This is a genomic window from Streptomyces sp. Pv4-95, assembly GCF_045782725.1.
Lineage (GTDB): Bacteria > Actinomycetota > Actinomycetes > Streptomycetales > Streptomycetaceae > Streptomyces.
In genome coordinates this window covers 1423179-1445876 of sequence record NZ_CP127172.1, presented here as the reverse complement: position 1 = coordinate 1445876, position 22698 = coordinate 1423179, and the positions used below count along the sequence as shown (strand labels likewise).

Here is a 22698-nt window from a genome sequence, read left to right as displayed (position 1 = left end):
TGCCTTGATCCGGCGCAATCCGAGGCCGGGCCTCCCGTCGCCCGCCGGGGGAATTGTCCGGTGGGCGGCTGCTGTTGGGTCGTGTGGGCGTCCGACGGGCGCTCAACTCCCGGTTAAGTTCGCTCTCTCTCACTGTCCGTATGTGGACTGGTGCAGCGCGTTCCTCACATGAAAGGATGAGTGAGGCGGTTCCGGTTGCCTTAACTGTGCGTTGGGCGCGACCGACGGGCCGCCATCCGGCGGGTGTCCTGGGGACCAGGGGCGCGGCGCCGGTTCGAAGCGTGGGAGTCCGAGGGACGGTGGGCATGACTTTGGGGGGCGAGGGCGGGCCCGGGACGACGGGCAGCGCGCTCGCGGAACGGCTCAATCACCTCTTCGCGAACATGCACCCGCCCGGTGCTCCGTACACCAACGCCTTTGTGGCCGAGGAGATCAGCGGCGGGACGCAGGAGTACGGCGGGGCCAAGGTGACCGAGCAGTATCTGTCGATGCTGCGCAACGGCCGGCGGACGAATCCGAGTCCGGAGCTGCTGCGCGCGCTCGCCAAGTTCTTCGCGGTACCGGTCGGTTATCTGCTGGGGGACCTCTCGCAGCCGCAGGCGGCGCGGGTGGAGGAGGAGGTCCGCTTCCTCGCCGCCATGCGGGACTCGCGGGTGCGCGCCATCGCGCTGCGCTCGGTCGGGCTGCCGCCGGAGGTGCAGGACAGTCTGACGACGATCATCTCCCAGTTCCGGCAGCAGATGAATCTGCCGGCCGAGCTGCCGGAGCACGGCGGTGATCAGCGTGGCGAGTGAGCTGGTGGGGACCGCCGAGCGCGATCAGCTTTTCTACGCGTGGCGGCGGAACGAGGACGAGGGCGGAACGAGCATGCGAGTGGGGCAGATACGCAGGCGGTGCAAGCAGCTCATCAAGGAGCTGGAGCTGCCCGCCTCGACCGATCTGCGGGGGATGTGCGACATCGTCGCGACGCGCGTCGAACGGCCCGTCCACATGGTGCCGATGAGTCTGGGCGGCGTGGTCTCCGGTATGACGGCGGCCACCGACGACGCCTACTGGGTCTTCTTCGAACTGCGGACCTCTCCGTGGCATCAGGCGCACATCGTGCTGCACGAGTTGAGTCACCTGCTGCTCGGACACGGCCAGGACCCGGCCGTCACCGAGGACGCGCTGCGGATGTGGACGCCGTCGGTCGATGTCGCCACCGCGATGCGACGGATGGGCCTGACCATGGGCTTCGCCCGCCACCACGGTTACGACAAGCTCGCCGAGCGGGAGACCGAGGTGCTGGGCACGCTGCTGATGGAGCGGGTGGTGCCGTCGGCCGGGGAACGTGAACTCCCCCTGGAGGGGCAGGCGGCCGAGCTCGCGGCCGCCCTGGGCCCCGCGCTGCGGCACATCCGGCGCCGGCAGGGCGGCGGACCGGATGCTCCCGCGGAAGCGGAGAGCGCGGAGAGCGCGGCAAGCGGTGCCGGCGCGGCGGACACCGCCGGCGCGGAGGGCGCTGCTGACGGTGAGGGCGACGGCGGTGCCGGCCCGGTCGGGGACGGGGGACCGCGTGTTTGACCTCATCTATCTCGGGTTCGGGGCGGCCGCGTGGGCGATCGTCGCGTACAAGGCCGTCGCGTGGTTCAAGGACCGCGGCAACGCCGACCTGGGGCTCGCCTGTGTGATGACCGCCGGCGTCGCGACGGTCTTCCTCTTCTCCGCGCCCAGCCTCTACCGCGGGTTCGACCGGCTGGCCGGCGTGGCCAACCTCGCCATGGTCTTCCTCTACTCCTCCGTCGTGGTGTTCGCCGCGGGAGCCCTGGTGCTGCTGCTGCGCTGGACGGCCGGCGACGGCGAGGCCGCGCGCGCCCGCGCCCGCTCCCGGGCACGCGCCGCCGTCGGCGGGGTCGCCGCCCTGTGGGCGGTGGCCATCACCGGCTTCGCGGTGGGACGGCCGGACGCCGTCGAACACCCCCGCGACTTCAGCACCGCCTACACCGACTCACCCGGAGTCATGCTCTTCCTCGTGCTGTATCTGGCCATCTTCGGCGCCGCCCTGGCGGGCCTGGGCACCCTGTGCCCTCGCTACGCCGCCCGGCTCGGCGGCTCGTGGCTGGCGCGCGGTCTGCGGATCCTGGCAGCGGGCTGCTGGCTCGGCCTGGTCTACTGCGCCTGCAAGGTGATCGGCTTCGTGCTGTCCTGGGCGGGCCACGAAGCGCTCTGGCTCTCCAACGGCGTGGCCCCGCTGAGCGCTTCGGTTGCCGCGCTCCTGGTCCTCGCCGGATTCGCACTGCCGGCCGCCGGGCCCCGCGTCGCCGCCTGGCGGCGGCTGCGCCGGCTCTCCCCGCTCTGGCGGACCGTCACCGCCCAGAGCCCCGAGGTCACCATCGAGAGCTCGTCGTGGTCGGTGCGGTGGCCGTTCGCCGACCTGGAGTGGCGGGCCAACCGGCAGATGGCGGAGATCCGTGACGTCCAGCGCGGCATCCGCAGCTTCGTGGAGAGTGACGCCGTCGACATCGCCCGGGAGCGGGCCCGCACGGTCTCGCTGGACGACCGGCAGCTGGCGGCCGTCGCCGAGGCCGCCGCGTTGCGACGCGGGCTGGAGAACCGCTCGGTGGGCCACGTTCCGGCCCTCGGCGCCGACAGCGTGGTGGTCGACAAGGGCGGCGAGCCGGTCGAACCGGCCGACGAATACGAGCACTTGGCGCTGGTGGCGGACGTCTACCACTCGCCGCTGGTGGAAACGGTGCTCACCGAGCTGCGGCAGCGCAGCGCCATGGTCCGCGGCTGAACAGCCGCTGCACGGACGGGGGTGGCCCGGCACGGGGGTCCGGGCCACCCGCGTTTTCCGGGGCGGTGCCTGCCCATGAGGGTGGGCACCGCCCCGTTCCGAAAGTCCCTCCCCGCGCCGATCCGGGCCCGGCCCCGCGCACCCTGGCCGGTGCGGGGCGCGTCTAGAGTCGGACCTCATGCAGAACACCGCCGAGTCCGGCCCCGACGCCCCCATCGACGTGACGCCCCTCCTCGACGACCCCCACAGCGCGTACGCGGAGCTCCGCGAGTCCGGCCCCGTCCACCGCATCACCGGCCCCGACGGACAGCCCGCCTGGCTGGTCACCCGCTATGACGACGTCCGCAGCGCCTTCGCCGACCCACGGCTCTCACTGGACAAGCGCCATGCGGTAGCGGGGAGTTACCGCGGCTTCTCGCTGCCGCCCGCGCTGGAGGCCAACCTGCTGAACATGGACCCGCCGGACCACACGCGGGTGCGGCGCCTGGTGGTCAGGGCCTTCACACCGAGGCGGGTGGAGGCCCTGCGTGAGCCCGTCGGGCGTACCACCGACGCGCTGCTGGACGCCATGGAGGCGCACGGCCGCGCCGATGTGATCGCCGACTACGCGGGGCCGCTGCCGATCGCGGTGATCTGCGATCTGCTCGGTGTCCCGGAGCGTGACCGGCGCGACTTCCGGGCCTGGACGGACGCCCTGATCACTCCGGACCCCACCCGGCCGCACCTGATGAAGGAGGCGGTCGGGGCCATGCTGGCGTTCTTCACCACGCTGATCGCCACCAAGCGCGCGGAGCCGGGCAACGACCTGCTCTCGGATCTGATCGCGGTGCGTGAGGAATCGGCAGCGGAGCGGGAGGGAATGGATCAAGACTTCTCCGGCACCGCCGGGCCCGGTGACCGGCTCACCGAGGACGAGCTGACCTCTCTGGCGTTCCTCATCCTTTTCGGGGGATACGAGAACACCGTCCACCTCATCGGCAAGGCCACGCTCGCCCTGCTCGACCAGCCGGAGCTGTGCGACCTGCTGCGGCACGATCCGGCCGAACTCCCCCCCTTCATCGAGGAGTTCATGCGTCACGACGGCCCGGCCCCGCTGGCCATCCGGCGTTTCCCCACGGAGGATCTGAGCATCGGCGGCGTGCGCATCCCGGCCGGGGAGGCCGTGCTGCTTTCGATCGCTTCCGCGAACCGTGACCCGGAGCGCTTCCCCGAGCCGGGCACCCTGGACCCCGGCCGGGACGTCTCCGGGCACCTCGCGCTGGGCCACGGCATCCACCGCTGCCTCGGTGCGGCCCTGGCCCGTATGGAGGTCGAGATCGCGCTCGGCGCCCTCATCAGGCGGTTCCCCGGCCTGCGGCTGGACGTCCCACGAGCGGATCTGCGGCACCGGCGGACCCTGCGCGCGCGTGGCCTGATTTCGCTCCCCGTGGCCTGGTAATCGGAAAACGAACAAAGATTTGAGGCATAACCCCTCCCTCATGCGGTAGAAAGGTCATTGAGCCCGCCCGGTGTGCATCCCCCGTCGCACCGGGCGGGTCCTTCTTTGCAGACGCGACACGCCGGGGCGGAGCGAGGCGCTTCGTCCGTCTGGCGCACCTGCGCTGCGGGCGGCGGTCGGCCTTCTTAGCGTGACGGCATGGCAATTGACGCTCTCTCGTCCAAGAAGGCCGGTGCGCTCGCCCTGATCGCCACCGCCGCTGTCTCCCTGACCTCCATACCAGCCGCGGCCCAGCCGGAAGGGCGGGCGGCCCGTCAGGCCACCCCGGTCCGGGCCGAGGTGCAGAGCACCCCCGACGCGCCCGAGCTGCCCCAGGGCCTGTCCGCCCGGGCCTGGACCGTGGCCGACGCCGACAGCGGCGATGTGCTGGCGGCCAAGGACGCCCACCGCAAGCTGGCCCCTGCCAGCACCCTCAAGACGCTGTTCGCGGTCACCGTGCTGCCGAAGTTCGCGGCCGGCTCGGTCCGTCAGGTCACCGCGGGTGACCTGGAGGGCATCGGCGCGGGCAGCAGCCTGGTCGGTATCCGCAAGGGCAAGCGCTACAAGGTCGCCGACCTCTGGCAGGGGGTCTTCCTGCGCTCCGGCAACGACGCGGTGCACGTACTGGCCGCGATGAACGGCGGCTGGGACGCCACCGCCCGGGAAATGCAGCGGACCGCCCGCAAGCTGGGCGCCCGGGACACCACCGTGAAGTCGCCGGACGGCTACGACGCCCCGGGCCAGGTGTCCTCGGCGCACGACCTGACCATCTTCGCGCGGGCGGGGCTCACCAACGAGGACTTCGCCACCTACTGCTCCACCGCACGTGCCCAGTTCCCGGGCCCGAACGGCACCACCGAGATCGAGAACACCAACCGCCTGCTGGTCGGCTCCCACGGCCTGACCCGCTACCCCGGCATCATCGGCGTCAAGAACGGCTACACCACCAACGCCGGCAACACGCTGATCGCGGCAGCCCGCAGGGGCGGCCGCACCCTGGTGGTGACCGTGCTCAATCCGCAGTCCAATGCGCCCAACGCCGTCTACACCGAGGCCCGTTCGCTGCTCGACTGGGGATTCAGCAGCGCCAAGAAGGCCCGGCCCGTCGACTCGCTGCACATCGTGCACGCCCAGCACGCCGCCTTTTCCCACGGGGCCGGCCAGGTGAACGCCGGGGCCACCGACCTCGGCTCCCGCGGCAACTCGACCTGGTACTCGGCCCTCGCGCCGTGGGCCTACGGAGCGGGCTCCGCGGCTCTGGCGGCGGGTGCCGTCTTCCTGCTGCGGCTTCGTGGCCGTGGCCGCACCACACCGCCGGGAGGAACCTCGTAGGCGGACGGCTCCGCGGGCGCGGAGCCGGACCTCACCCGCGGGCGCCGGGGCCGGCTCCGGCGCCCGCGGGGCGCAGCCGTGGCGCCGTCTCGGCCGCCGGTACCGGACCGCTCAGGCGTCCGGTCAACTCGCTTGCCCAGGAGGTCAGTTCGCGGATTCCGATGCCGTACGGCGGTTCCTCGGCGTAGGGCCCGAGCGCCGCCGCGCCCCGGTCGAGCAGGGCCACGGCGCCGGAGACATTGCCGCGCGCCGCATGGGTGAGGCCCACCGCCAGCTGCGCGAGGCCGCGCCACAGCTCGCGCTCTTCCTCGGGTGCCGCCTTCCAGGCATCCTCCAGCACCTCGTGCGCGTGGAACGGCATTCCCTCGTCGAGCAGCCGCTGCGCCTCGGTCAGCGACTCCCCGGGCGTACGCGACACACCCTCCGGCTGCCGCGCCACGCCGGGGGAGCCGTACGGCAGCGGGCGGCCGAGTCCGTCGCGCGGACGGGCGTTTCGGGCCCGTCCCTCCTCGTCACGGTCCCTGCGGCCCGCGGCCCGGCCGGCGCCGCTGCGGGCGGGAGCGGGCCCGGCCTCCCTGTCGGGGGCCGGGGCGGCGCCCGCTGCGTCGGTGCCGACCGCGCCGCAGTGCTCGCACACCTCGCCGGCGGGCCGCTCGCGGATCTTGCCGCAGGCGTCGCACACCTGGTCCAGCCAGCAGGCCGGGTCGCCGCCCTCCTCCCGGCCCGGCGCCACCCGGGCGCGCTGTGTGTCCTCCGCCGCTGCGTCGTGCGCACCGGCCTTGCCCTGGGCTTCCTCCGCGTCGTTCACTCCTCGATTGTGCGCCGCGGGCGGTTCCGGTGTCGTAAGGGGGGCGAATTCGGGCCCGCTCCGCTACGGGAGGCGAACCGGCGAGGAGGCGTCCGGGACACGCAGGGACGGGGCGCCGGCGCCGTCCGCCGGGACGGTCCAGATGTCCGAGGTCCTGTTCTCGCGTCCCGGCAGGGCGTAGGCAAGGGTGTGGTCGTCCAGCCAGGCGGCCTGGTCGTCGACGCTGCGGGTCTCGGCGAGCGGGTGCTCGCGCAGGGTGCGCAGGTCCAGGACGTACAGCCGCCAAGGAGCGGAGGTGCCGCCGCGGACCCGTTTCTTGAACGCGAGGCGGGTGTTGTCGGGGGAGAGGGACGGGCATTCGACGTTCTCGCGGACGGTGTGCGCCGACCAGGCCCGCATATCGCCCTCGACGAGATAGGTCTTCCCCTTCGTCGAGACGGTCGCGTAGAAGCGGTTGTCGTCGCGGGCGAAGCTGACACCCCAGTAGTTGACGTCCGGCGAGTGGTAGCGCCTGCCGCCGAGGGTCAGCGGGATCTCCTCCATGTTCTTGACGAGGTAGCCGGTCCGGGTGTCCAGGATCGAGGTGCGGGTGGAGAAGGCGGTCGTGGCGTACGAGTCGCCGGTGGCGAACATCGTCCAGGACAGCATCCGGCCGGAGGCCGAGACCCGGGCCCGGTTGGGGATGCCGGTGAGGGCGATGCGCCGCTTCTCGCGCAGCCGCCGGTCCAGGACGACGGCGTACGACTTCGGCGGGATGCCGGGGCGGCGCTGCAGACACAGTCCGGTGCCGCCCGCCGCGTGGAAGCGCTCGCAGACCGGGCCGCCGGTGGTCCGGCGGACCGCCCCGGGAGCGTCGGCAGGCGCATGGGCTCCGCCGGCGGGTGCGGGCAGCCGCGCCACCTTGCCCGCGCCGGCGCCGGTGCTGCGGAAGTACAGCGCGCCATGGTCGAGTCCGAAGGCGGAGGCGGTGTCGGCGGGCTCGGCGTGCCGGGCGGCGCGCACGGTGTAGCCGACGGCGACGGTGGTCAGGACCACGGCGGCGACGGCCACGGCGGCGATCCGGGCGCGCAGCGACAGCCTGGCGATCCGGGGCGGGCCCGGTGCCTCGTCGGGCCGCGTCGCCGCAGCAGGGACGGGGTGGGGCGGTTCGGTCGGCGGAGTCATGGGCGGGCGGACGGCCTTTCCGTTCGGGGGAGGAGGACGACGGCAGCGGTCAGCGCAGCGGACAGGGCGACGACGGCCGCGATCAGCGCCGGGCGGGTGCCCCAGAGCGTCCAGGCGGCGCCGAAGCCGGCGGCTGCCAGCAGCCGGCACAGCGCCTGGCCCGTCTGGAGCAGCGCCATGCCGCTCGCGCGCCGCGCGGCGGGCAGCACCGGTCCGGCGAGCGCCATCAGCACGCCGTCGGTGGCTGCGTAGAACACCCCGAGCAACACCAGGACGCCCACCAAGAGAACGGGGCCCGCGCCGGTCGTCGCCAGCAGGAGGTAGCCCGTCAGCAGAGCCGCGTGCCCGCACAGGAAGGGCACCCGGCGGCCGATGCGGTCACCGAGCCGCCCGGCGGGCACCGCGAGCAGCAGATAGACCGCGGCGGCGCCGAGCGGGAGCAGCGGGAACCAGCTCACCGCGAAGTCCAGCCGGCGTTGCAGCAGCAGATAGAGGAAGGCGTCGCCGATGGTCGCCGCGCCGAGCAGCGCCGCCGCGGAGAAGAGGCGGCGGAACGCGGGATCGCGCAGCGGCGCGAGCAGCCCTACGCGCGGGCCGGGAGCGGGCGGTGCCGGCGGGTGGGCGGGGAGCGCGGACCGGCCGGGCACGAAGGCGACCAGCAGCAGGACGCCGAGCAGCCCGACGCAGAAGCTCACGACGAACACCGCGTCGTAGGCGTCCGCGGTGAGCCACAGCAGGGCGAAGGCGGCGAGCGGCCCGAGCAGGGCGCCCGTGGTGTCCATGGCGCGGTGCACGCCGAAGGCCCGGCCGAGGGCGTCCGGCGGTGCGCTGAGCGAGATGAGGGCGTCGCGCGGGGCGGTGCGCACGCCCTTGCCGATACGGTCCGCGGCGAGCGAGGCGCCGATGCCGACGGTGCCGCCGCCCGCGAGCAGCAGGCCGAGGCGGGACAGCGCGGAGAGCGCGTAGCCGGACCCGGCGACGAGCTTGTGCCGTCCGCCACGGTCCGCCGCATGCCCGCCGAGCAGCCGTACCAGCGCGGTGACGCCGTTGTAGAGGCCGTCGAGAAAGCCGAACTGGAGTGGCGAGAGGCCGAGTTGGAGGACGAAGTAGAGCGGCAGCACGGCGGTGACCATCTCCGAGGAGATGTCGGTGACGAGGCTGACCGCGCCGAGGGCCAGGACCGGCCCCCCGACGCGGCCGCGCGTCACCCGTGTCGCCGTCGCGGCCGCGTCGGTGGTCGCGAGATACATCGGTCAGGCCCGTGGGTCCCGTTCCGCCGCGCTCAGTGGCACTCGTAGGACGGGCTGCTGTCCTTCGTGCTGCCGTCGACGCCCACCAGGTCCCAGGAGAAGCCGGTGTCGGTGAAGTTCAGCTTCACCACGCCGAAGGTGTCGGTCAGCCTCTTCTCGCTGTGCGGCTGGACCTCTTCGATCTTGTACGGGTTGGCGCCGCCCATGCCGCCGAGGAGCTCGACCAGCCCTGCAGGGTCGGCGTTGCCGTCCGGGTCCTGCGGCGCGAAGCGCTCGTAATGGTGGTCGTGGCCGTTGAGGACCAGCTCGGCCTTGGCGTCGTGCAGGAGCTTCCAGGCCGGGCGGCTGACGGGGTCGTTGCCGTGCTCGCCCGAGGAGAACAGGGGGTGGTGCCAGTAGGCGGCCACGCACTTCCCGGAGTTGGCGGCCAGGTCGGCCTTGAGCCAGTTGAGCTGCGTGGTGTCCAGGGAGTTGGAGTCCAGTGCGACGAAGTGCCAGTTGCCCTGGTCGAAGCTGTAGTAGCTCTTGCCGTCGGGGAAGGCGACGGAGCCGAAGTACGCCTTGTAGCCCGCGAGTTCACCGGCCGGGTCGTAGGTCTCGTGGTTGCCCGGGGCGGGGTGCGTCTTGCTCTTGAACGCGCCCCAGCTCTTGTCGTAGTACTTCGTGAAGTCCTTGAGGCGGGCGTCGTCGTACTGGTTGTCGCCCATGGTCAGGACGAACGCGGGGTTGATCTGCCGCACCAGCGCGGCCGTTCGGGGGTGCTCGCAGTCGCTGTCGTCGGCGGTGCACCGCTCGGCGATGTCGCCCGCGGCCACGACGGTGAAACCGGCGCCGCGTGCGCGGTCGGGGGTGGCGTCCGCGCGGCCGGCCGGCGACCAGAGCAGCACGCCGCCGACGAGCGCGAGGGTCGCGCCCGCGGCGGGTAGTGCTAAGCGAGGGGTGAGCAGAGCCTTCTTGGCGCGGGGGGTGGGCGTCATGTCCGTCTCCTGGGTCGGCGTGGGGAGCCGTCCCGAGGAATCCTGACGGGCGATCATGTACGCGTCAAGAACGGGTGATGTCATGGTTAGGAAACTTTCCTAACCTGACGTCCCGTCCTGTCGCGCTGCCGGGTTCCTACGCCTCGGGGGCGGCGTAGAAGCAGAAGTGATCCTTGATCTGCGCCACCTCGGGACGCGGCTCAGGGTAGGCCCACGCGATGTCCTGCGGGCCACCGGCGAGTGACCAGTAGGAGGCGGTGCCCTTGAAGGGGCAGAACGTGTGCGTCTCGGACGGCGTCAGCAGCTCGGTCCTCACGTCCTGCGGCGGCAGGTAGTACCGCACCGGATAGCCGGTCTCGGCCAGCAGGAGCGGGCGGGAACTCTCCGCGAGCAGCCGGCCGTCGATCTCGATGCGGAGGTGGTCGGTGCCTTGCGTGATCTCGATGCGGTGTCCTCGGTCGGCTGCCACAATCGTCGCTCCTCGCCGGTCGGTGAAAGGCTCGCTCCCCAGGATCGCACCGGACGGGCGGTCGGCGCCGCCGACCGCCCGTCCTCACCCGGGGAACCCTTCCGCTACACCTCGCGAATGCCGCGGCCGGCCCACTCGGGCGCGGGAGCGGTGAGCGCGGTGAAATGCTCGCGCGTCGCGTCCGGCAGCGGGGCCGCGCGCCCGGTGCCCTGGTCGACGTGCAGGGTGAAGAGCTCCTCGGTCGCGACCGGGTCCCCGGACGGTTCGCCGACGAACATCTCGTGCAGGACGCGGAGCTTCTTCCCGTCCACCCCCAACACCGTGGTGCGGACGGTGAGTTCGCTGCCCCGGGCGACCTCGCGCAGATAGCGGACGTGTGCCTCGACCGTGTAGAGGGAGCAGCCGGTGCGTGCGCGGTAGTCGGCGTCGAGGCCCGCGCCGTCCATCAGGGCGTCCGTCGCGAAGCCGAAGACCAGGACGTAGTACGCCTCGCTGAGGTGGCCGTTGTAGTCGATCCAGGCGTCCTGGACGGTCTGCCGGAAGAGGGGGAGCGGGGCGCTCATCGGCGGTTCTCCCCCAGCCGGCCGGTGGCCCGCAGCACGTCGATGACGCCTCGGTCGCGTTCGGCGACCAGATCCGCGTAGCTGCGGTCACCCGCGGCCTCCGCGCAGCCGTCGACCATCGCGTCGCGCAGCTCGCGGTCCAGCTCGGGTGCCTCCAGGCGGGTCCACGGGGACTTCAGCGACGGGCCGAAGTGGTCGAGCATATGGGCCATGCCGCCCTCGCCCCCGGCCAGCGCGAAGGTCAGGCACGGGCCCATGAACGCCCAGCGCAGGCCCGGTCCCTCGGTTATCGAGGCGTCGATGTCCTCGACCGACGCCTCGCCGTTGGCGACCATGTGCAGCGCCTCGCGCCACAGCGCCTCCTGGAGGCGGTTGGCGATGAAGCCGGGCAGCTCGCGGTCCATGGTGATCACGGACTTGCCCGCCACGTCGTAGAAACGGGAGGCCCACTCGACGGCCCCGCGGTCGGTCCGCTCGCCGCCGACGACCTCGACGAGGGGGATGAGGTAGGGCGGGTTGAAGGGGTGGCCGACCACCAGCCGGCCCGCGTCCTCGGCGTCCGTCTGCATATCGGTCATCGGGTAGCCGGAGGTGGAGGAGGCGATGACCACACCCGGACGGGTTGCCGCGGCGAGTTCGGCCAGCAGGGAGCGCTTCAACTCCAGCTTCTCCGGGGCGCTTTCCTGGACGAAGTCCGCCTCGGCGACGGCTGCGGCGAGGGTGGGCGCGACGGTGAGGCGGTCCTGGGAGGCGCCCTCGGCGAGGCCGATGCGCTCCAGAGCGGGCCAGGCCGCGGCGACCAGGCGGCGGAGCTTGTCCTCGCCGTCGGCGGCCGGGTCCCAGGCGGTGACGTCGTAGCCGCGGGCCAGGAAGTGGGCGACCCAGCCGCCGCCTATCACTCCGGCGCCGATGCAGGCGACACGGCGTACGGCCTCGGGCGAACAGGGGGCAGGGGTCGGGGCAGGGGTGGTCTCGGGCATGGGGGAACGGCTCCAGGAAGAGGGTGGACGGGGAAGGCTGCGGCGGATCAGCCGCGCGGCTTGATGCCCAGGCGGGCGCGCGCCTGTGCGGGGGTGGCGACCGAGGCGCCGAGCAACTCGGTGATCTGGACGGCGCGTTCGACGAGCTGACCGTTGGTGGCCTTGACGCCCTTGCTGAGGTAGAGGTTGTCCTCCAGGCCGACGCGCACGTTCCCGCCGAGCAGGATCGACTGGGCGACCCAGGGCATCTGCATCCGGCCGAGCGCGAAGCTGGCCCACTGCGCGCCCTCGGGCAGCATGTTCACCATCGACTGCAGTACGCCCGGGTCGGCCGGCGCGCCCCACGGGATGCCCATGCACAGCTGGAAGATCGTCGGGTCGTCCAGCAGGCCCTCGGCGAGCAACTGCTTGGCGAACCACAGCTGACCGGTGTCGAAGATCTCCAGCTCCGGTCGGACGCCGAGCTCCTGGATGCGCTTGGCACCCACCCGCAGCATGTCGGGGGTGGAGACGTAGAGGTTGGACCCGTCGCCGAAGTTGAGCGAGCCGCAGTCCAGGGTGCAGATGTCGGGCAGCAGTTCCTCGACGTGCGGCAGCCGCTCCAGGCCGCTGACCAGGTCGGTGCCGGGCAGGCTGCGCAGCGGGTTCTCCGGGTCGATCACCAGGTCGCCGCCCATGCCGGCGGTGAGGTTGATGACGACGTCGGTGCCGGTCTCCTTGACCCGCTCGACCACCTCCGCGTACAGCCGCGGGTCGCGCGAGGGGGCGCCGGTCTCGGGGTCGCGCACGTGGATGTGGACCACCGCGGCGCCGGCGGACGCCGCCTCGACGGCCGACGCGGCGATCTGCTCCGGGGTGACGGGCACGTGCGGGGAGCGGCCCACGGTGTCGCCCGCGCCGGTCAGCGCGCAGGTGATGATGACCTCGTTGTTCATGGTGATCCCTTCGGTGAGACGGGGGGAAAGGCGAGAGCGGGGGGAAAGACGAGAGCGGAGGGGAGGACGAGAGCGGAGGGAGGGGAGGCCATGGGCGCAAGCCGGAGGAGGCGCAGCGGGTCGCGGCGCCGGGCGTCGTGCCTCAGCCGGCCGTGAGCTCGCCCTCCACGAAGGCCAGGAGCGCGGCGTGCATCGTGTCGGGGCCGGTGCTGTCGGGAGCGGTGGCGAGTACCTGGGTGGCCAGGCCGTCGATGAGCGCGGTCAGCCGCAGCGCGGTGAACTCGGGGTCCACCGGACGGAAGACGCCCTGCTCGACGCCGCGGCGCAGGACATCGGCGACGGTGGTGCGCCACTGCCGGTAGTAGTGCTCGTGCAGCCGCCCGACGGCCGTGGAGCGGGCCGCCTGTGCCCACAGGTCCAGCCAGACCAGCCACTGCCTGCGCTGCTGCCCGGTGCGCGGGGTCTGCAGGGCGATCAGGTGCAGCAGCTCCTCGTGGGCGTCGGACGCCTCGGCCAGGCCCGCGGCCCGGCGGTCGGTGTCCTCGTCCATGCACCAGCGGACGGCCGCCTCCAGCAGCTCGTCACGGCCGGGGAAGTGGTAGTGGACGGCGGCGGTGCTCGTGCCGCAGGCCGCCGCGATGTCGGCGACCCGTACGCCGTGGAAGCCGTGCTCGGCGATGAGCCGGACGGTCTCCCGCACGATCTGCAGCGGCCGGCCGCCCTCGGGCAGGGGAGCCGGTGCCCGGTCCGCCGGTGGCGCGGGCCGCTCCGGGGAGCCGAGCAGCCGGCCGACCTCCACCCCGCCGATATCGGCGATGCGCACGATCTCGGCCAACGTGAAGCGCCGGGTGCCGCCCAGTGACCTGGACAGCTTCGAGGGGTCCATCACGATGCGGCGGGCGAACTCCCGGTGGCTGCAGCCGAGCCGGTCGATCACCTCGCGGACACGGTCCGTGACCTCGCCGGCGTCGTCGCCCACCCGGGCTCCGGGGTCTTCCTTCATGGTCCGGGACCGTAACAGCGTGTTGAGAACATCGCAACGACAGCGGCGCGGGCGGAGGCGGCAAAGGCCAGTTATTCGGGGTTCGGCGGTGTTGTGATGAGCAAGAACTGATGATGGAGTCAGCATTGTGGAGGGTGCGCAAGGCGAAATGCCTCCATCCGCCGTAATCCGGGTGAATGTGGCAAAGTGACGACATGGCTGACCGGGGACCGAAGCGCCCCACCGTGTCGGTGCCGGACGATTGGCCCGCCCACCCGGACCTGACCCTGGCACTCAACGGCATGGGCGGCTTCGACTGGGATCTCGACAGCGGGCTGATGCACATGGACCCGCCCGCCCTCGAGGTCTTCGACATGCCGCTCGCCGAGTACGACAACCGCCCGGAGACCCTCGGCTGCCGGGTACCGCCCACCGAGTCGGCCCGCCTGGACGCCGTGGTCGCCGCGGCCCTCAAGGACGGCAGCCACTCCTACGGCGCCTACTTCCGGATCCGGCTGCGCGACGGCGGACTGCGCTGGACACACACCCAGGGCAGCATCCGCCGGGACGAGACCGGCAGGCCCCGCCGGATCATCGGCGTCGTCCGGGACGCCAGCGACGAGTACACCCAGGCGGCCGAGCGGGTCGCGGTCGACGAGGAGCGCCGCCGGCACACCAGCGTCGTCGAGCGCACCACCGCCGCCCTGGCACACGCCAGAACGGTGCGCGACGTGATCGCCGTGCTCGCCGACGAACAGGGGCTGAGCCGGCTGGGCGCGGAGAACGTCATCCTCGGCCTGGTCGAGGCCGGCCGGATCCGCCTGGTCTCCGAGGGAAAGGCCGGCAGCTTCGTCCCCGACCACGAGCTGACGCGGGTCGGCGACGAATTCCCGATGAGCGAGGTCGTGCGCACCCTCACCCCGCGCTACCTCCGCAGCCGCGAGGAGTTCGCCCGCGACTACCCCCACCTGTGGCCGGCCATCGAACCGCTGGACGTCGGCTCCGCCGCCTACCTGCCGCTCATCGCCCAGGGCCGGCCGATCGGCGTGATCGGGCTGTTCTACCGGCGGGAGAGCGAATTCCGTGACCAGGAGCGCAACGTGCTGGTCGCACTCGGCAGCAGCATCGCCCAGAGCCTGGCCCGCGCCATGCTCTACGACCAGGAACACGACCTCGCCGCGGGCCTGCAACAGGCCATGCTGCCGCGCCGGATCCCCGGCGTCCCCGACGCCCAGGTCGCGGTCCGCTACCGCTCCGCCCGGCTCGGCCGGGACATCGGCGGCGACTGGTACGACGTGATCCCGCTGCCCAACGGCAGGGTGGCCGCCGTCGTGGGGGACGTCCAGGGCCACGACACCCAGGCCGCCGCCCTGATGGGCCAGCTGCGGATCGTGCTGCGCGCCTACGCGGCCGAAGGGCACGCGCCCGCCACGGTCATGGCCCGCGCCTCGGCCTTCCTGAACGAACTCGACACCGACCGCTTCGCCACCTGCGTCTACGTCGACGCGGACCTGAGCACCGGCGCGGCCCGCTTCGTCCGCGCCGGGCACATCGATCCGCTGCTGCGGCACGCCGAGGGCATCTGCCGCCGGCTGCCGGTGGCCGGCGGCCTCCCGCTGGGCATCTCCTCCGAGTTCAAGCGCCTGGACTACCCCGTCACCACCATCCACCTCGCCGCCGGCGACACCCTGGTGCTGTGCACCGACGGGCTCGTCGAGCAGCCGGGAGCCGACCTCGACGACGGGCTGCGGCAGCTGGCCCGCGAGGTCCGCGAGGGCCCCCAGGACGTCCAGCGGCTCGCCGACCGGCTCTGCGAGTCGGCGGCCGAGCGCAGCGGCGAGGACGACATGGCGCTGCTGCTGCTCCGGCGCCTCGGCGCCCCGGAGCACGACATCGCGGGACGGTTCCGGCAGCACATCGCGCCCGCCGACCCCCAAGGGCTCTCCGCCGCCCGGCACATGATCCGGGCGGCTGTCCGGGCGTGGGGAGCGCGGGAGCGCTCCGAGGAGATCGAGCTGGTGGCCGACGAGCTGATCACCAACGCCCTGCTGCACACCGACGGTGAGGCGGTGGTCAACATCCGGATGCCGCACAGCGTGCAGCGGCGCCTGCGGCTGGAGGTCGAGGACAACTCCAGCAGCCTCCCGCGGCGCCGCGAACCGGGCGAGGCGGGGGTGTCCGGGCGCGGCCTGCTGCTGGTGGACCGGCTGGCCGATGTCTGGGGTGTGGAACCGCGCGGAGGCGGAAAGTGCGTATGGTGCGAGTTCAACTGCCCCTGACCGGGACGGGCCTGTGCCCGCCGCCGGTGACGGGGGGATCGGGCGCCGAGGGATCGGCACGGCGGAGTGAGGACGGCATATGGCATCGCGGCCTGCGGAACAGCGCGGGGACGCCCGCCAGTTGGCGGCGCGACTGGACGCGGAAGGTGTCCGGAACCTGGCCCTGACCTGGGTGGACAATGCGGGCATCGCGCGCGTCAAGGCCATTCCGGCGCAGCGCCTGGTGCAGGCCGCGGAGCGCGGCGTCGGGATGTCGCCCGTCTTCGACGTCTTCACCTCCGAGGACCAGATCTCCCCCTCCGAGCATCTCGGCGGGCCGGACGGCGACCTGCGGCTCTTCCCCGACCTCGACCGGGTCACCACCCTCGCAGCCCAGCCCGGCTGGGCCTGGGCCCCGGCGGACCGCTACGACCAGCTGGGCCTGCCGCACCCCGCCTGCCAGCGCCAGTTCGCCCGCCGGATGGCCGAGCGGGCCACCGCGGCCGGCCTCGACCTGCGCACGGGCTTCGAGACCGAGTGGGTGGTCACCCGCGCCCCGGCCGGCCCGCCCCCGGCAGCGGCCGACACCTACGAGGCACTCGACTACCCCTGCGCCGGGCCCGCGTACGGCATGACCCGCGTCGTCGAACTCTCCGACTACCTCCGCGATGTCTCCGAGGCGCTGACCGTCCAGGGCGTCGAGGTGCTCCAGCTCCATCCCGAGTACGCCCCGGGGCAGTTCGAGGTGACCACCGCGCCCGGCGACCCGGTCCGCGCCGCCGACGACGTGGTGCTGGTGCGCGAGACCATCCGCGCGGTCTCCCAACGGCACGGCCTGCGCGCCTCGTTCGCGCCCTCGGTCGTCGCCGGAGAGGTCGGCAACGGCTGCCACCTCCACCTCAGCCTGCACCGCGACGGCGAGAGCCTGCACCGCGCCGCGGACGCCGAATGGGGCCTGGCACCCGACGCGCAGGCATTCCTGGCCGGCATCCTGGGCGCGCTGCCCGCCCTCCTCGCCATCGGCTGCCCGTCCCCCGCCAGCTACCTCCGGCTGCAGCCCTCCCACTGGGCGGGCGTCTACCAGTGCTGGGGAGTGGAGAACCGCGAGGCGGCGCTGCGCCTGATCACCGGTGCCCCCGACGACCTCGACGGCGGCCACGCCGAGGTCAAGACCTTCGACGCCGCCGCCAACCCCTACCTCGCCGTCGGCACGGTCATCGCCGCGGGACTGCACGGCATGGAGACCGGGGCCTCGCTCCCCGCGCCGACGGTCGGCGACCCGGGCGTCCTCGGCGTCCGCGAGCGCGCCCGGCGCGGCATCGTCCGGCTGCCGTCCACCCTCGGCGAGGCCACCGACCGGCTGGAGAAGTCGGCGCCGCTGTCCGAAGCGCTCGGCGACGTCCTGCACGGCGCGGTGCTCGCCGTCCGGCGGGCCGAGGAGGCGCGGTTCGCCGAGAGCGACGCCGAGGAGATCGCCGCCGCCACCCGCTGGCGCTGGTGATGGCCGCGGACGCCCCGGGGCCCGGCGACGGCGTGAGCCTGCCGCCGCTGGTGGACCACCACTGCCACGGCGTGCTCCGGCGCGAGCCCGACCCCGGGACGTTCGCCGCGCTCCTCACCGAATCGGACCGGCCCGCCGCGGCCGGCACCACCTTCTTCGACACCCAGACCGGCTTCGCGGTACGCCGCTGGTGCCCGCCGCTGCTGGACCTACCGGCCCACTGCCCGCCCGACCGCTATCTGGCGCGACGCGCCGAACTCGGCCCGGACGAGACCCGCCGCCGGCTGCTGGGCGCCACCGGCATCGGCGCCTACCTCCTCGACACCGGGCTGCCCGGCGACCTCACGGGGCCGGACGAGACCGCGGCGGCCGGCGGCGGCACCGGACACGAGATCGTCCGGCTGGAGACGCTGGCCGAGCGTGTCGCGGCCGCCACCCATGACGCCGAGGAGTTCCTGCACGCCCTGGAGAGCGCCGTACGGGATGCGGCGCGCACCGCCGTGGCCTTCAAATCGGTCGCCGCGTACCGGCACGGACTCGCCCTCGACCCCCGGCCGCCCGCCCCCGCCGCACTGCACGGCGCCGCCCGCCGCTGGAGGGCCGGCGCGGCGACCCGCGTCACCGACCCGGTACTGCTGCGCCACCTCGTCCAACTGGCCGTCGCCACCGGCCGCCCCCTCCAGCTGCACACCGGCTTCGGCGACCCCGACCTGCGCCTGCACGACGCCGACCCGGCCCTGTTCACCGACTTCGTCCGGGCCACCGCCGACACCGGCACCGACCTGGTGCTCCTGCACTGCTACCCCTACCACCGGCAGGCCGCCTACCTGGCGAGCGTCTTCCCGCACGTCTACGCCGACTTCGGCCTGACCCTGACGCACACCGGGACCCGCGCCACCGCCGTCCTCGCGGAATTCCTGGAACTCGCCCCCTTCGGCAAACTGCTCTTCTCCACCGACGCCTACGGCCTGCCGGAGCTGTACACCGTCGGCAGCGCCCTGTTCCGTACGGCCCTCGCCTCGGTGCTCGGCGACTGGACCGCCTCCGGGGACTGGTCGGCGGCGGACGCCCGGCGGGTCGGCGCGATGCTCGCGGCGGACAACGCGCGGCGGGTGTACGGCCTCCCCGGAGGCTGAGAGCTGCCGAGAGCTGCCCGGTGCCCGCGCCGGGCCCGCACCGCCCTGCCGTACCCGGATTCCGGGCCTCGTGCTTTACTTCCGCGTGCCTCCTGCAACTACTTCGAAATCCGGCGACATACCGCTGCGCTCCCGGATATTCGCCGACCTCACGCCGCTGCGCAGCTCCGCCGACTACCGCAGGCTGTGGTGCGGCAACACCATCTCCTGGATGGGCCAGCAGATGACCGCGCTTGCGGTCTCGCTCCAGGTCTATGCCATCACCGGCTCCACCTTCTCGGTCGGCCTGGTGGGCCTGTGCTCCCTGGTGCCACTGGTCGTCTTCGGGCTCTACGGCGGCGCCATCGCCGACACCGTCGACCGCCGCAAACTGGGCCTGTTCAGTGCCGGGGGCGCGACCGTGATGTCGGTCGTGCTCGCCACCGCGGCACTGGCCGGCTATCACCGCGTCTGGCTGCTCTACGGTGTCGTCGCGCTCCAGGCCGTCTGCTTCGCGATGAACTCGCCGGCCCGTTCGTCGATGATCCCCCGGCTGCTGCCCACCGAGCAGCTGCCGGCCGCCAACGCTCTCAACTCGCTGACCAGCAACCTCGGGTTGATGGGCGGGCCGATGCTGGGCGGCGTCATCGTGGGCCTGTGGGGCTACCAGGCCGCGTATCTGATCGACGTCGTCGCCTTCAGCGGCTCGCTCTACGCGATGTGGCGGCTGCCCTCCATGCGCCCCGATCGGGGCGAGGAGGGCACCGCGGGCAGCCGCCGGGCCTCCGTCCTGGACGGGCTGCGCTTCCTGGCCACCCGGCCCAACCTGCGCATGACGTTCTTCTCCGACCTCGCGGCCATGGTGCTCGCACAGCCCCGGGCGCTGTTCCCGGCGATCGCGGTGCTGTGGTTCGGCGGGGACGCCAAGACCGTCGGCCTGCTGGTCGCCGCGCCCGCGGTGGGCGCGGTCCTGGGCGGGCTGTTCTCCGGCTGGCTCGGCGGGATCCGGCGGCACGGGCTGGCCATCCTGCTCGCCGTGGCCTCCTGGGGCGCCGCCATCGCCTGCTTCGGGCTCTCCCGGAACCTGTGGCTCGGGCTGTTCTTCCTGGCCGTCGCGGGCTGCGCGGACACCATCTCGATGGTCTTCCGCAGCACCATGCTGCAGGCCGCCACTCCCGACGCGATGCGGGGGCGGCTGCAGGGCGTCTTCATCGTGGTGGTCGCTGGCGGGCCGCGCCTGGGCGACTTCCTCGCCGGCTCCGCTGCCGACCTGACCTCTCCGGCCGTCGCGGTGATCGGCGGCGGCCTCGCCTGCGTCCTGGTGGTGACCGGCCTCGGCCTCGGCCGCCGCGCTTTCGCCCGCTACGACGCCCGCGATCCGCAGCCGTGACCTCCGGCGGGCCATCGGGGCCCGCGGCCCGTCGCCGGCGTCCGGGCCCGATCAGTAACGGGTGATCGTCGTGGCCCCGTATGCCGTGCCGATGGCGATGTGCGGGTTCCGGGCCGGCCGCACCCAGGCCAGGATCCGCGCCATCGCCCCGGCCGGTACGGACACACAACCGGCCGTCGGCCCCTTGCCGTTGACGTGCAGGAAGATGGCGGCGCCGCGGCCGCGTACCGGAAGGCGGTAGTTGAACCCGATCACCAGGGCCCGGCTGTACTGGACCGGATATGCCGCGAGCCGCTCGGACTCGGCGGCCGCGCAGTCCCGTGGCCGGGGGTCAACCCAGCGGTTGTAGGACGAGGACGCGTTGTCCTGGCACCACCAGGAGCCCGCGCCGACCCGGCGGTACGGGGTCCTGGTGCCGGCCGGCGCGGGGGCCGTCCCGAACGCGAACGGCAGGTCGTACAGCCCGGTCGGCGTGGTGGAGGTGCCCTGTACCCGGGTGCGGCCCTCGGCGAGGCCCCCGGAGCCGAAGCGGGCCGGTGCGGAACCGGCCTTTCGCCAGCCGCCGTTGCGCCGCTGCCACCAGGCCACCGTCCCGGTCGTGGCGCGCGTACCGGACGCGACGGCGGTGATGAGCTGATCGCCGCCCCCGGTGTCGGCCATGCGCAGGGGGAGCGGGACGGGCGCTGCCGGGGCCGGCGCGGCGGGCGCGAGCAGGGCCGCGCAGAGCGCCGACGCCAGGACGGCGGCCCGGATCCCGGGACCGCCGGCGAACCTCCCGGGCCCGCCGCCGGCCGCGGCTGTGGTCGTACGCGTCAGGGACATCTGCGCAATGTAGAGCGGGCCGGGGCCGCCCGGCGTCGTCCGAACAGGTCATTCACCGGGGGCTCGGCGCCGTCCCCCGGCAATCCGCGCTGCGGCGGGGCCATGGACGGGCGAGACTCGGGTACGGGCATTCATGTGCCCTTAGCCGTCCGATGCTGGAGGCCAGAAGTGCAGCGGCAAGCGAAGACGCGGCGGGTCCGCACCACGGACCGCGATCCTGATCCCGTGCCGCCACCCGAGCCGGGCCCCGGCCCTGTGCCGCCCCCGGAACCCGGCCCCGGTCCGGTGCCGGAGCCGCCCCCCGTACCCCCGGCCCCGCCGGGACCACCCGGGCCGCCGGACCCCGTACCGCCGTCCCCGGTGCCACGGCCGCCCGGCCCCGATCCCGACCCGGTCCCGGAACCGTCCCCGGCGCCCTCGCCGCTTTCCTAGGACGCCGCGGACCACCACCACCCCTTACGCGCATCACCACCCCGTACCCCCAAGGAGGTGCTGATCATGGCCATCGCCACGGTCAACCCGGCCACCGGCGAGACGCTGAAGACCTTCGACGCGCTCAACGCGGGCGAGATCGAGGACTGCCTGGTCAGGGCCGAGCGGGCCTTCCAGGAGCACCGCCTGACGTCGTTCGCCCACCGGGCCGGGCGCATGCTCAAGGCGGCCGATCTGCTCGACGCCGACCAGGACTCCGTCGCCCGCACGATGACCACCGAGATGGGCAAGCCGCTGGCCCAGGCGCGCGCCGAGGCCGCCAAGTGCGCCAAGACGATGCGCTGGTACGCGACGCACGCCGAGGAACTTCTCGCCGACGAGCACCCCGACCCGGCCGACGTCCACGACTCCGGCGCGATGCGTGCCGTCGTGCGCTACCGCCCGCTGGGCACGGTCCTGGCGGTCATGCCGTGGAACTTCCCGCTCTGGCAGGTCGTCCGGTTCGCCGCGCCCGCCCTGATGGCGGGCAACACCGGCCTGCTCAAGCACGCGTCGAACGTCCCGCAGACCGCCCTCTATCTGGAGGAGCTGTTCCGCGGGGCGGGCTTCGCGGAGGGCTGCTTCCAGACCCTGCTGATCGGGTCCGGCGCCGTCGAGGACGTCCTGCGGGACCCGCGGGTCGCCGCCGCGACGCTGACCGGCAGCGAGCCCGCCGGCCGCTCGGTCGCCGCCATCGCCGGTGACGAGATCAAGAAGACGGTCCTCGAACTCGGCGGCAGCGACCCCTACCTCGTCATGCCGTCCGCCGACCTCGACAAGGCCGTCCGTACGGCGGTCACCGCCCGGGTGCAGAACAACGGGCAGTCCTGCATCGCGGCCAAGCGGTTCCTGGTGCACACCGACGTCCACGACACGTTCGCGGCGCGGTTCACCGAGCGGATGGCCGCGCTGACGGTCGGCGACCCGATGGAGGAGTCCACGGACGTCGGTCCGCTCTCCAGCGAGCAGGGCCGCTCGGACCTGGAGGAGCTGGTCGACGACGCGCTGCACCAGGGGGCGACCGCACTGTGCGGCGGCCGGCGCCCGCCGGAGCACCGGGTGGGCTGGTACTACGAGCCCACCGTGCTGTCGGGCATCACCCCCGCCATGCGGATCCACCGGGAGGAGGCATTCGGGCCGGTCGCCACGCTCTACCGCGTCGAGGACCTGGACGAGGCGATCGCGCTGGCCAACGACACGCCCTTCGGCCTCGGTTCCAACGCCTGGACCCGGGACGCGGACGAACAGGCCCGGCTGGCACGGGACTTGCAGGCGGGCGGCGTCTTCTTCAACGGTATGACCGCCTCGCACCCGGGCCTGCCGTTCGGCGGAGCCAAGCGTTCCGGCTACGGACGGGAGCTCTCGGGGCACGGCATGCGGGAGTTCTGCAACATGACGACGGTCTGGTACGGGCCCGAGGACTGAGCC

The 22698-nt window shown here is 73.2% G+C and carries 20 protein-coding genes; 10 read left to right on the top strand and 10 right to left on the bottom strand.

The genetic code is table 11. From position 1 onward, the window contains the following. Nucleotides 1–305 precede the first annotated feature (305 nt). The 5 genes from QOM21_RS06595 to QOM21_RS06575 all read left to right on the top strand — a co-directional run bounded on the left by QOM21_RS06595 (nucleotide 306) and on the right by QOM21_RS06575 (nucleotide 5585). Nucleotides 306–794, top strand: coding sequence for a helix-turn-helix domain-containing protein (locus QOM21_RS06595; RefSeq protein WP_407548801.1), 489 nt, complete (start codon nucleotides 306–308; stop codon nucleotides 792–794). Continuing rightward, nucleotides 775–1563, top strand: coding sequence for a hypothetical protein (locus QOM21_RS06590; protein ID WP_407548800.1), 789 nt, complete (start codon nucleotides 775–777; stop codon nucleotides 1561–1563). The genes QOM21_RS06595 and QOM21_RS06590 overlap by 20 nt, the downstream gene beginning before the upstream one ends. Beyond that, the gene (locus QOM21_RS06585) at nucleotides 1556–2776 is read left to right on the top strand and encodes an MAB_1171c family putative transporter (RefSeq protein ID WP_407548799.1); all 1221 of its coding nucleotides are present in this window, start codon (nucleotides 1556–1558) and stop codon (nucleotides 2774–2776) included. The genes QOM21_RS06590 and QOM21_RS06585 overlap by 8 nt, the downstream gene beginning before the upstream one ends. 178 nt (nucleotides 2777–2954) lie before the next feature. Then, nucleotides 2955–4214 carry a cytochrome P450 gene (locus QOM21_RS06580; RefSeq protein WP_407548798.1) on the top strand — a complete coding sequence of 420 codons (1260 nt, stop codon included), beginning with the start codon at nucleotides 2955–2957 and terminating at the stop codon, nucleotides 4212–4214. Nucleotides 4215–4412: 198 nt separating this feature from the next. Continuing rightward, nucleotides 4413–5585: a D-alanyl-D-alanine carboxypeptidase family protein gene (locus QOM21_RS06575; RefSeq protein WP_407548797.1), complete on the top strand. Its 1173-nt coding sequence runs from the start codon at nucleotides 4413–4415 to the stop codon at nucleotides 5583–5585. A gap of 31 nt (nucleotides 5586–5616) precedes the next feature. Here the strand turns inward: QOM21_RS06575 and QOM21_RS06570 are convergent, their stop codons facing one another. The 9 genes from QOM21_RS06570 to QOM21_RS06530 form a co-directional block, all read right to left on the bottom strand. Beyond that, entirely contained in the window at nucleotides 5617–6393 is a 777-nt protein-coding gene (locus tag QOM21_RS06570) for a DUF309 domain-containing protein (RefSeq protein ID WP_407548796.1), read from the bottom strand. 63 nt (nucleotides 6394–6456) lie between these two features. Next, the gene (locus QOM21_RS06565; RefSeq protein ID WP_407548795.1) at nucleotides 6457–7557 is read right to left on the bottom strand and encodes a hypothetical protein; all 1101 of its coding nucleotides are present in this window, start codon (nucleotides 7555–7557) and stop codon (nucleotides 6457–6459) included. Next, entirely contained in the window at nucleotides 7554–8807 is a 1254-nt protein-coding gene (locus QOM21_RS06560) for an MFS transporter (protein WP_407548794.1), read from the bottom strand. The genes QOM21_RS06565 and QOM21_RS06560 overlap by 4 nt, the downstream gene beginning before the upstream one ends. A gap of 32 nt (nucleotides 8808–8839) precedes the next feature. Next, complete coding sequence (locus QOM21_RS06555; protein WP_407548793.1) at nucleotides 8840–9784, bottom strand: metallophosphoesterase family protein; 945 nt, start codon at nucleotides 9782–9784, stop codon at nucleotides 8840–8842. 136 nt (nucleotides 9785–9920) lie between these two features. Then, the gene (locus QOM21_RS06550) at nucleotides 9921–10253 is read right to left on the bottom strand and encodes a DUF427 domain-containing protein (protein ID WP_407548792.1); all 333 of its coding nucleotides are present in this window, start codon (nucleotides 10251–10253) and stop codon (nucleotides 9921–9923) included. A gap of 104 nt (nucleotides 10254–10357) precedes the next feature. Continuing rightward, nucleotides 10358–10816 carry a thioesterase family protein gene (locus QOM21_RS06545; protein ID WP_407548791.1) on the bottom strand — a complete coding sequence of 153 codons (459 nt, stop codon included), beginning with the start codon at nucleotides 10814–10816 and terminating at the stop codon, nucleotides 10358–10360. Then, nucleotides 10813–11796 carry a 3-hydroxyacyl-CoA dehydrogenase NAD-binding domain-containing protein gene (locus QOM21_RS06540; RefSeq protein ID WP_407548790.1) on the bottom strand — a complete coding sequence of 328 codons (984 nt, stop codon included), beginning with the start codon at nucleotides 11794–11796 and terminating at the stop codon, nucleotides 10813–10815. The genes QOM21_RS06545 and QOM21_RS06540 overlap by 4 nt, the downstream gene beginning before the upstream one ends. Nucleotides 11797–11843: 47 nt before the next feature. Further along, nucleotides 11844–12731 (bottom strand): 3-keto-5-aminohexanoate cleavage protein, encoded by an 888-nt coding sequence (locus QOM21_RS06535; protein WP_407548789.1) that lies wholly within the window; start codon nucleotides 12729–12731, stop codon nucleotides 11844–11846. Between the two features lie 142 nt (nucleotides 12732–12873). Further along, entirely contained in the window at nucleotides 12874–13734 is an 861-nt protein-coding gene (locus tag QOM21_RS06530; protein ID WP_407548788.1) for a TetR family transcriptional regulator C-terminal domain-containing protein, read from the bottom strand. 194 nt (nucleotides 13735–13928) lie between these two features. On the opposite strand from QOM21_RS06530, the gene QOM21_RS06525 reads away from it, so the two are divergent. From QOM21_RS06525 to QOM21_RS06510, 4 genes are all read left to right on the top strand, one after another. Next, on the top strand, nucleotides 13929–15992 hold the full coding sequence (locus QOM21_RS06525; protein WP_407548787.1) for a SpoIIE family protein phosphatase: 2064 nt from the start codon (nucleotides 13929–13931) through the stop codon (nucleotides 15990–15992). 79 nt (nucleotides 15993–16071) lie between these two features. Next, on the top strand, nucleotides 16072–17472 hold the full coding sequence (locus QOM21_RS06520; protein WP_407548786.1) for a glutamine synthetase family protein: 1401 nt from the start codon (nucleotides 16072–16074) through the stop codon (nucleotides 17470–17472). Beyond that, nucleotides 17472–18608, top strand: a complete 1137-nt coding sequence (locus QOM21_RS06515) for an amidohydrolase family protein (protein WP_407548785.1) — start codon at nucleotides 17472–17474, stop codon at nucleotides 18606–18608. Before QOM21_RS06520 ends, QOM21_RS06515 begins: the two co-directional genes overlap by 1 nt. A gap of 85 nt (nucleotides 18609–18693) precedes the next feature. Beyond that, nucleotides 18694–19977: an MFS transporter gene (locus QOM21_RS06510; protein WP_407548784.1), complete on the top strand. Its 1284-nt coding sequence runs from the start codon at nucleotides 18694–18696 to the stop codon at nucleotides 19975–19977. A 51-nt stretch (nucleotides 19978–20028) separates the two neighbouring features. On the opposite strand, the gene QOM21_RS06505 is transcribed toward QOM21_RS06510, so the two are convergent. After that, nucleotides 20029–20799: a L,D-transpeptidase gene (locus QOM21_RS06505; RefSeq protein WP_407548783.1), complete on the bottom strand. Its 771-nt coding sequence runs from the start codon at nucleotides 20797–20799 to the stop codon at nucleotides 20029–20031. A gap of 498 nt (nucleotides 20800–21297) precedes the next feature. Between QOM21_RS06505 and QOM21_RS06500 the strand changes: the two genes are divergently transcribed. Continuing rightward, a complete protein-coding gene (locus QOM21_RS06500; protein WP_407548782.1) occupies nucleotides 21298–22695 on the top strand; it encodes an NADP-dependent succinic semialdehyde dehydrogenase in 1398 nt (465 codons plus the stop codon). Nucleotides 22696–22698: the final 3 nt, after the last annotated feature.